This is a genomic window from Enterobacter sp. 120016, assembly GCF_018383635.1.
GTDB classification, from domain to species: Bacteria; Pseudomonadota; Gammaproteobacteria; order Enterobacterales; family Enterobacteriaceae; genus Enterobacter; species Enterobacter asburiae_D.
The window spans coordinates 1-2,786 of record NZ_JAHAWC010000035.1 but is presented as its reverse complement, the minus strand read 5'-3'; the positions used below and the strand labels follow the sequence as shown (position 1 = coordinate 2,786).

1 rRNA gene is annotated in these 2,786 nt (G+C 53.2%); it reads right to left on the bottom strand.

Annotated elements, in window-relative coordinates:
* Positions 1-23 precede the first annotated feature (23 nt).
* Positions 24-2,786, bottom strand: a 23S ribosomal RNA gene (locus tag KIF87_RS22965); the annotation flags it as partial.

Here is a 2,786-nt window from a genome sequence, read left to right as displayed (position 1 = left end):
CGCCGAAACAGCTTCGGCGTTGTAAGGTTAAGCCTCACGGTTCATTAGTATCGGTTAGCTCAACGCATCGCTGCGCTTACACACCCGACCTATCAACGTCGTAGTCTTCAACGTTCCTTCAGGACTCTCAAGGAGTCAGGGAGAACTCATCTCGGGGCAAGTTTCGTGCTTAGATGCTTTCAGCACTTATCTTTTCCGCATTTAGCTACCGGGCAATGCCATTGGCATGACAACCCGAACACCAGTGATGCGTCCACTCCGGTCCTCTCGTACTAGGAGCAGCCCCCCTCAATTCTCCAGCGCCCACGGCAGATAGGGACCGAACTGTCTCACGACGTTCTAAACCCAGCTCGCGTACCACTTTAAATGGCGAACAGCCATACCCTTGGGACCTACTTCAGCCCCAGGATGTGATGAGCCGACATCGAGGTGCCAAACACCGCCGTCGATATGAACTCTTGGGCGGTATCAGCCTGTTATCCCCGGAGTACCTTTTATCCGTTGAGCGATGGCCCTTCCATTCAGAACCACCGGATCACTATGACCTGCTTTCGCACCTGCTCGAGCCGTCACTCTCGCAGTCAAGCTAGCTTATGCCATTGCACTAACCTCCTGATGTCCGACCAGGATTAGCTAACCTTCGTGCTCCTCCGTTACTCTTTGGGAGGAGACCGCCCCAGTCAAACTACCCACCAGACACTGTCCGCAACCCGGATTACGGGTCTACGTTAGAACACCAGCCATTAAAGGGTGGTATTTCAAGGGCGGCTCCACGCAGACTGGCGTCCACGCTTCAAAGCCTCCCACCTATCCTACACATCAAGGACCAGTGTTCAGTGTCAAGCTATAGTAAAGGTTCACGGGGTCTTTCCGTCTTGCCGCGGGTACACTGCATCTTCACAGCGAGTTCAATTTCACTGAGTCTCGGGTGGAGACAGCCTGGCCATCATTACGCCATTCGTGCAGGTCGGAACTTACCCGACAAGGAATTTCGCTACCTTAGGACCGTTATAGTTACGGCCGCCGTTTACCGGGGCTTCGATCAAGAGCTTCGCGTTGCCGCTAACCCCATCAATTAACCTTCCGGCACCGGGCAGGCGTCACACCGTATACGTCCACTTTCGTGTTTGCACAGTGCTGTGTTTTTAATAAACAGTTGCAGCCAGCTGGTATCTTCGACTGATTTCAGCTCCACCCGCAGGGGCTTCACCTACATATCAGCGTGCCTTCTCCCGAAGTTACGGCACCATTTTGCCTAGTTCCTTCACCCGAGTTCTCTCAAGCGCCTTGGTATTCTCTACCTGACCACCTGTGTCGGTTTGGGGTACGATTTGATGTTACCTGATGCTTAGAGGCTTTTCCTGGAAGCAGGGCATTTGTTACTTCAGCACCGTAGTGCCTCGTCATCACACCTCAGCGTTAATAAGGTACCGGATTTACCTGGAACCTCCGCCTACATGCTTAAACCGGGACAACCGTCGCCCGGCTAACATAGCCTTCTCCGTCCCCCCTTCGCAGTAACACCAAGTACAGGAATATTAACCTGTTTCCCATCGACTACGCCTTTCGGCCTCGCCTTAGGGGTCGACTCACCCTGCCCCGATTAACGTTGGACAGGAACCCTTGGTCTTCCGGCGTGCGGGCTTTTCACCCGCATTATCGTTACTTATGTCAGCATTCGCACTTCTGATACCTCCAGCACCCCTCACAGGACACCTTCAACGGCTTACAGAACGCTCCCCTACCCAACAACGCATAAGCGTCGCTGCCGCAGCTTCGGTGCATGGTTTAGCCCCGTTACATCTTCCGCGCAGGCCGACTCGACCAGTGAGCTATTACGCTTTCTTTAAATGATGGCTGCTTCTAAGCCAACATCCTGGCTGTCTGTGCCTTCCCACATCGTTTCCCACTTAACCATGACTTTGGGACCTTAGCTGGCGGTCTGGGTTGTTTCCCTCTTCACGACGGACGTTAGCACCCGCCGTGTGTCTCCCGTGATAACATTCTTCGGTATTCGTAGTTTGCATCGGGTTGGTAAGCCGGGATGGCCCCCTAGCCGAAACAGTGCTCTACCCCCGAAGATGAGTTCACGAGGCGCTACCTAAATAGCTTTCGGGGAGAACCAGCTATCTCCCGGTTTGATTGGCCTTTCACCCCCAGCCACAAGTCATCCGCTAATTTTTCAACATTAGTCGGTTCGGTCCTCCAGTTAGTGTTACCCAACCTTCAACCTGCCCATGGCTAGATCACCGGGTTTCGGGTCTATACCCTGCAACTTAACGCCCAGTTAAGACTCGGTTTCCCTTCGGCTCCCCTATACGGTTAACCTTGCTACAGAATATAAGTCGCTGACCCATTATACAAAAGGTACGCAGTCACACCACAAGGGTGCTCCCACTGCTTGTACGTACACGGTTTCAGGTTCTTTTTCACTCCCCTCGCCGGGGTTCTTTTCGCCTTTCCCTCACGGTACTGGTTCACTATCGGTCAGTCAGGAGTATTTAGCCTTGGAGGATGGTCCCCCCATATTCAGACAGGATACCACGTGTCCCGCCCTACTCTTCGAGTTCACAACCTGTGCATTTTCGTGTACGGGACTATCACCCTGTACCGTGCGACTTTCCAGACGCTTCCACTAACACACAAGCTGATTCAGACTCTGGGCTGCTCCCCGTTCGCTCGCCGCTACTGGGGGAATCTCGGTTGATTTCTTTTCCTCGGGGTACTTAGATGTTTCAGTTCCCCCGGTTCGCCTCGTTAACCTATGTATTCAGTTAACGATAGTG